The 6,623-nt window shown below is 73.4% G+C and carries 7 protein-coding genes; 2 read left to right on the top strand and 5 right to left on the bottom strand.

From position 1 onward, the window contains the following. The first annotated feature begins 85 nt into the window (after window positions 1–85). A complete protein-coding gene (locus G5C51_RS38665; protein ID WP_338118474.1) occupies window positions 86–649 on the top strand; it encodes a hypothetical protein in 564 nt (187 codons plus the stop codon). Window positions 650–666: 17 nt separating this feature from the next. Here the strand turns inward: G5C51_RS38665 and G5C51_RS38660 are convergent, their stop codons facing one another. The 4 genes from G5C51_RS38660 to alr form a co-directional block, all read right to left on the bottom strand. After that, on the bottom strand, window positions 667–813 hold the full coding sequence (locus G5C51_RS38660; RefSeq protein WP_165245046.1) for a hypothetical protein: 147 nt from the start codon (window positions 811–813) through the stop codon (window positions 667–669). 107 nt (window positions 814–920) lie between these two features. Next, a complete protein-coding gene (gene tsaE / locus G5C51_RS38655) occupies window positions 921–1,424 on the bottom strand; it encodes a tRNA (adenosine(37)-N6)-threonylcarbamoyltransferase complex ATPase subunit type 1 TsaE (RefSeq protein ID WP_165245044.1) in 504 nt (167 codons plus the stop codon). A gap of 22 nt (window positions 1,425–1,446) precedes the next feature. After that, a complete protein-coding gene (locus G5C51_RS38650) occupies window positions 1,447–2,682 on the bottom strand; it encodes an alpha/beta fold hydrolase (protein ID WP_165245042.1) in 1,236 nt (411 codons plus the stop codon). After that, the gene (gene alr / locus G5C51_RS38645) at window positions 2,679–3,824 is read right to left on the bottom strand and encodes an alanine racemase (RefSeq protein ID WP_165245040.1); all 1,146 of its coding nucleotides are present in this window, start codon (window positions 3,822–3,824) and stop codon (window positions 2,679–2,681) included. The genes G5C51_RS38650 and alr overlap by 4 nt, the downstream gene beginning before the upstream one ends. Before the next feature lie 33 nt (window positions 3,825–3,857). Here alr and G5C51_RS38640 point away from each other — a divergent pair, with 33 nt between their 5' ends. After that, the gene (locus G5C51_RS38640; protein WP_240930216.1) at window positions 3,858–5,840 is read left to right on the top strand and encodes an ABC1 kinase family protein; all 1,983 of its coding nucleotides are present in this window, start codon (window positions 3,858–3,860) and stop codon (window positions 5,838–5,840) included. Window positions 5,841–5,849: 9 nt separating this feature from the next. Here G5C51_RS38640 and G5C51_RS38635 read toward each other — a convergent pair. After that, window positions 5,850–6,623 (bottom strand): NAD(P)H-hydrate dehydratase (locus G5C51_RS38635; protein WP_165245038.1); only part of this gene is annotated, 774 nt, incomplete at its 5' end.

Genomic DNA, 6,623 nt, shown 5'->3' with positions numbered 1-6,623 from the left:
CTGCCGGGGGGTCCGGGGGTTTCCCCATGAAGATTGCAGTACCGTCGGCCTAAAGCAGGGGCTGGTCCAGGAGAAGAGGGAAAGCGTGTCCAGTTCGGGGAAGGTTGTCGCCGCGCTGACGGCGTCCGCGCTGGCCGTCGTCGGATTCCTCGCCTACCAGGCGGCCGCGGCCCCCGATCCCGTACCCGACAAGGCCGGGGCGAGCTCCTCCGGCACCCCCTCCCCGCGCGGCAGCGAGACCGGCCGCTCGGACACCGGCAGCTCCAAGCGGGTGCCGGCCGTCTCCGGGAAGGGCGAGCGGGTCGTCTATTCGCTCGGTGCCAAGCGGGTCTGGCTGGTCGGCGCCAACGAGAAACTGGTGCGCAGCTTCCGCGTGGCGCCCAGCAATGTGAGCCCCGAGCCGGGCACGTACAAGGTGACGACCCGCTCCCAGAAGGTCACCGGCTCCGACGGGGTCCCCGTCGAGCACGTGGTCCGCTTCGCGAACGTCGGCCCCGTGGTGGTCGGCTTCAGCGCGGCCGTGGACGGCTCGATGCCGAAGAGCCCGCCGCCCGGCATGAAGACCGGCGGCATCCGCTCCGACCGGGACGACGGCAACGCGATGTGGAAGTTCGCGACGGTCGGTGTGCCGGTCGTGGTCGTGAAGTAGAGATTCACCCGAAAGCGCTACGCGGCGTCCCTCTCCTCAGCGACGGGACGCTCGGCGCGCTCCTCTTCCTCGTCCGCCGGCGGCGTCGAGACCGCCTCCGCCGCCGCGTTCGCGGCGAGCAGCTGAGCCATCGACGGTGCTCGGTCCACGGGGTCCTGCGGCATGACTGCCTCCTAGCGCTTCCCTTCCAGGGGAACACGCGAGCGGCAGGGCGTGCAATGAGTTCCCGACGGCCTGTCGGTAAATTCGGCGGAACCTACAGGAGCGCTGCTCAGGCGCCCAATGCCGCCAGGTCCGCGCCCGCCCAGCGGGCCCCCGTACCGACCAGCGTCACCTCGCGGACGTCGTCGCCCTCGCCGCCGCGCTCGATGAAGAGGTGCAGCCGGTCCTCGGAGAGCTCCTCGACCTTGCCCTCGCCCCACTCGACGACGACCACCGACTCCGGCAGCGCGAGGTCCAGGTCGAGGTCCTCCATCTCGTCGAGGCCGCCGGGCAGCCGGTACGCGTCCACGTGCACCAGCGGCGGGCCGCCGGCCAGCGACGGATGCACCCGGGCGATGACGAAGGTCGGCGAGGTGACGGCGCCGCGCACCTGCAGCCCCTCCCCGAGGCCCCTGGTCAGCGTCGTCTTCCCGGCGCCCAGCTCACCGGTGAGCAGCACCAGGTCACCGGCCCGCAGCAGCCCGGCCAGGGCCCGGCCCAACTCCTGCATGCGGTCGGCGGACTTGACGGTGATACGGGCCGTGACGGCGGACGAATTGAGCTGCTGGTCCATGCCGCCGATGTTAGGCCAGGCCCTAAAGGCTCTGCTCCGAGGCGCCTTCCGCCTGCCCCCGCGTGGAGCGGCGCCCGCGGCCGAGCTCGGCCGCCCCGTACGCGCTCGCCCGCGCCAGCAGCGCGACGAGGGCGTCGTTCACCCGCTCCGGGTGCTCCAGCATCACCAGGTGGCCGGCGTCCTCGACGATGATGTGCTCCGCGTCCGGCAGCAGCTCGGCCATGACGTCGCTGTGCTCCGGCGGGGTGACCAGGTCCTTGTCGCCGCAGAGGACCAGCGATGGGCGGTCCGCGTACGAAGCCGCCAGCGCGTCCGCCTTGTCGTGCTCGCCGAAGGCCGGGTAGAACTCCGCGACCACGTCGATCGGCGTGGCCTCGATCATCCGCTCGGCGAAGCGGGAGATGGCCGGGTCGATGTCGTGGGCGGAGAAGGAATAGCGCTTGATGATGCCGGCGAAGAGATCGGAGGTGGCGTGCCGCCCCTTCTCCACCAGCCCCACATGGCCGCCGAGCAGCTTCAGCACGCCGGGCGCCAGCCGCTGGAAGGCGCGCGCCCCGGCCACCGGCAGCCCGAAGTTGACCTGCCCGAGCCCGCCCACGGACGTACCCACGAAGGCGGTGCCCGCGACCCGCTCGGCCACCAGGTCCGGATACTGACCCGCGAGAGCCATCTGCGTCATGCCGCCCATCGAGTGACCGACGAGCAGCAGCGGCCCCTCAGGAGCCGCCGCGTCCAGGACCGCCTTGAGGTCGCGCCCCAGCTGGTCGATGGCGACCGGCTCGCCCTCGAGCTGCGCCGCGCCGCGGGCCGAGCGGCCGTGGCTGCGCTGGTCCCAGTAGACCGTACGGACGATGCCGCGCAGCGCCGCCCGCTGGAAGTGCCAGGAGTCCTGGCTGAGGCAGTAGCCGTGCGAGAAGACGACGGTCAGCGGCGCCGGGGAGCGGCGGCCGAAGCGGCGCCCGCGGCGCTTGGGCCGCACCGCGCCCTCCAGCGGGAAGTCCTCGACCTCCTCGACCTCGTAGTGCAGCTCGGTGCCGTCGTCGGCGAGCGCCGTGCCCGCGCGGCCGCGCAGGATTCCGTACGGGCTGGCCGCGTCCAGCGCGAGCCGGGCCTTGCGCCGCATGCCGCGCCCGACGGTCATCCGCTCCAGCGCCACACCGGCCGCGGCCCCCGCGGCCACGACCCCTATCGCGGCGCCCGCGAATCCCGCGGTGCGGCCCGCTCTCGCCCAATTACCGGGCGGTGTCGCCTCACTCATGTTTCCGAGCTTCCCACGTAGACGCGCGGCACGCGGGCGCTGATCCGGGTCACGATCTCGTACCCGATGGTGCCCGCCGCCCGCGCCCAGTCCTCGGCGGTCGGCTCGCCGTGGTCGCCGGACCCGAAGAGCACGGCCTCGTCGCCGGCGCTCGCGGCGTCCCCGCCCAGGTCGACGACGAACTGGTCCATGGCGATCCGCCCGGCCGCCGTCCGCCACTTCCCCGCCACCAGCACCGGGCCGCCGCCGGAGGCGTGCCGCGGGATGCCGTCGCCGTAGCCGAGCGGGATCAGGGCGAGGGTGGTGTCGCCGGGGGTGACGTAGTGGTGCCCGTAGGAGACGCCGTGGCCCGCCGGTACGTGCTTGACCAGGGCGAGCGGCGCGCTGAGGGTCATGACGGGCCGGAGGCCGAAGTCGGCGGGGACGCCGAGCTCGGGGCTGGGGGAAAGGCCGTAGCTGGCGATGCCCGGGCGGACGAGGTCGAAGTGCGTCTCGGGGAGGCTCAGCGTCGCCGGCGAATTGGCCAGGTGGCGTACCTCGGGGCGCAGGCCGGCGGCCTCGGCGCGGGCGACCGCGTCGCGGAAGGCGGCGATCTGCGGCTCGATGGAGGGGTGCCCCGGCTCGTCGGCGCAGGCCATGTGGGACCAGACGCCGGTGACCTGGATCGTGCCCTCGGCCTCGGCGGCCCGCGCGGCCGCGGTCAGCTCCGGCCAGTCGGCGGGCTGGCAGCCATTGCGGCCGAGGCCGGTGTCGGCCTTGAGCTGCACGCGGGCGGTGCGCCCGGCCTGCCTGGCGGCGGCCGTGACCTCGTCGAGCGCCCACATCGCGCTGACGGTGATGTCGACATCCGCCTCGACGGTCTCCCGCCACGGCCCGTCCGGCGTCCACAGCCAGCACAGCATCCGGCCGCGGTCGCCCGCGGCGCGCAGCTGGAGCGCCTCGTACGGGGTGGCCACGCCGATCCACTCGGCGCCCGCTGCCCGCGCCTCGCGGGCGATGGGCACGGCGCCGTGGCCGTACGCGTCGGCCTTCAGGACCGCCATGAGGGCGCGTCCGGGCGCCCGCTCGCGCAGGGCGGCCAGGTTGTCCCGGTATGCCGCCAGGTCGATGCGGGCGTGCGGCCGGAGGGGTGTGTCAGTCATCGGTGCCAGTGTCCCATCCCGTTGGATGACGGCATGGACATCATGATCGCCGGCGCCCTGCTGGCACAGCCGAGTGAAGGGCCGCCGAGCAGCGCCTCCTTGATCCCGGCCTTCGCCGGCGGCTTCTTCTTCACCTTCGTACCCGCGCTGCTCGCGCGGCGGCTGCTGAACCTGAAGTCGGGCGTGCTGCGGATCGTGCTGTGCACCGTCGCCGCCATCGCGATCAGCGGCTCCACGGTGGGCCGGCTCATGGGACAGGGCGAGGAATGGTCCCTGCTGACGGTCTTCTGGGGGGTCACCCTGGCCCTGGCCATGCTGATACTCCTCGTCCTCGAGGTCTTTGTACCCAGCGGCGTGGGCCCGATCGGCCTGGCCAAGGAGCTCATCCGCCGCATCCACCGCACCAAGCGCTATACGCAGGTCAGCATCATCTCCGCCCGCACCGGCCTGCCCCGCTACGCGACCGGCCGCCCCAGCCGCAACTCCCCCGAGCGCAACGCCGCCTTCGCCGCCGCGCTGCGCCGGACGCTGGAGGAGAGCGGCGTCACCTTCGTCAAGCTCGGCCAGCTGCTGTCCACCCGACGCGACCTGCTGCCGAAGGAGTTCATCGACGAGCTGAGCAAGCTGCAGAACGAGGTGCCGCCGGCGCCCTGGGAGGAGGTCCGCCGGCAGCTGCATGCGGAGCTGGGCACCGCCCCGGAGGAGTACTTCGCCGAGTTCGACGCCGAACCGCTCGCCGCCGCCTCCATCGCCCAGGTGCACCGGGCGGTGCTGCACGACGGCTCCGCGGTGGTGGTGAAGGTGCAGCGCCCCGGGATCGTCCGGGTCGTGGAGCGCGACCTCGACATCGTGCGCCGCGTCGCCACCAGCCTGGAGCGCCGCTTCGGCTGGGCCCGCAACATCGGCGCCGTCGACCTCGCCGACGGCTTCGCCGACTCGCTCCGCGAGGAGCTCGACTTCCACGTGGAGGCCCGTAACCTCGCGGCGGTCTCGGCCGCGAGCGGCGACCACTCCCCGGTCCGCCTCCCCAAGGTCCACCAGCACCTGACCACGTCCCGGGTCCTGGTCATGGAGGCCCTGGACGGCATCCCGCTGGGCCGCGCCGACGAGGTCATGTCCCAGCGCGGCACCGACCGCGACGGCCTCGCCCGTACGCTGCTGGCCGCCCTGCTGCGCCAGGTCATGACCGACGGCATCTTCCACGCCGACCCGCACCCGGGCAACATGCTGCTGCTCGCCGACGACTCGGTGGCCCTCCTCGACTTCGGCTCCGTCGGCCGCCTGGACACCCAGCTGCAGGGCTCGCTGCAGCGGCTGCTGGTCGGCATCGACCAGCGCGATCCGGCGGGCCTGCGGGACGCCTTCATCGAGATCATGGACCGCTCGGACGCGGTGGACGGTGAGTCGCTGGAGCGCTCCCTGGGGCGCTTCATGGCCCGTCACCTGGGGCCTGGGCTGATGCCCGACGTGGAGATGTTCACGGATCTCTTCCGCATCGTCTCCGCGCATGGTGTCGCCGTACCGGCGGAGGTGGCGGCGGTCTTCCGGGCGCTGGCGACGCTGGAGGGGACGCTCGCGCACCTGGCGCCGGGCTTCAACATCGTCAACGAGTCGCGCGCCTTCGCGAGCCGGGAGATCACCGCTCAGCTGCGGCCGGCCTCGCTGCGGCAGGCCGCGGAGGACGAGCTGGTGTCGCTGCTCCCGCTGCTGCGCCGGCTCCCGCGCCGGGCGGACCGGATCACGGCGGATCTGGAGCGGGGGAAATTCACGGTGAATACGCGGATCTTCTCGGACCCCGCGGACCAGCGGGTGCTGTCGGGCCTGCTGCACCAGGCGTTGGTGGCGGTGCTGGCGGCGACGACCGGGATCATGTCGGTGGTGCTGCTGGCGAGTAGCGGGGGGCCGCAGGTGTCGGATCAGCTGCGGCTGTATGAGGTGTTCGGGTACAACCTGCTGGTGCTGAGCGTGATCATGATGCTGCGGGTGCTGGTGGGTGGGTTCCGGCGGGAGTCGTGAGGCTGTGGTTCAGGCTGTGGTGATGTCTCGCCACACTCGCGGGAGTGCGTCCGGGAGTTCGTGGGCGCCGGCCGGTGCGCCGTTGGCGGCCTCGCGGCCGGCCAGACCGTGCAGGTACGCGCCGACGCTTGCCGCGTCGCGGGCTTCCAGGCCGGCGGCCAGCAGGGAGCCGGTGAGGCCGGAGAGCACGTCACCGCTGCCGGCCGTGGCCAGCCAGCCGGTGCCGGTCGGGTTGACCCGTAGCGGAGCGTCCTCCTCGGCCACCAGGGTGGTCGAGCCCTTGAGCAGGACGGTTGCCCCGTAGGCCTGGGCCAGGTCGCGTACGGCTTGGAGCCGCCCCGCCTCGACCGCCGAGCGCTCCACGCCGAGCAGGGCGGCGGCCTCGCCGGCGTGCGGGGTGAGGACGGTGGGGGCGGTACGGGTCCGGGTCCGGTCGCGGTCGAGCAGCCGCAGGCCGTCGGCGTCGACGAGCACGGGGACGTCGGAGGCGATGACGTCGTCGAGCACCTCCTGGGCGCGGGAATCGTCCCCGAGCCCCGGTCCGGCGACCCACGCCTGCACGCGTCCTGCCTTGTGCGGAGGGCCGGCGTGCACGAGCGTCTCGGGGTAGCGGGCGATGACGGCGTCCGCGGCCGGCCCGACGTACCGCACGGCCCCCGCCCCACCTCGCAGCGCACCGCCGGTGGCGAGCACCGCGGCGCCCGGATAGCGCTCGGACCCGGCGACGATGCCGACGACGCCGCGGCGGTACTTGTCGCTCTCGGCGCTGGGGCGGGGGAGGAG

The sequence above is a fragment of the Streptomyces coryli genome, from assembly GCF_011044975.1.
Lineage (GTDB): Bacteria > Actinomycetota > Actinomycetes > Streptomycetales > Streptomycetaceae > Streptomyces > Streptomyces coryli.
Note: the sequence above shows the minus strand (reverse complement) of the source record. Positions and strands in the feature narration are given on the sequence as shown.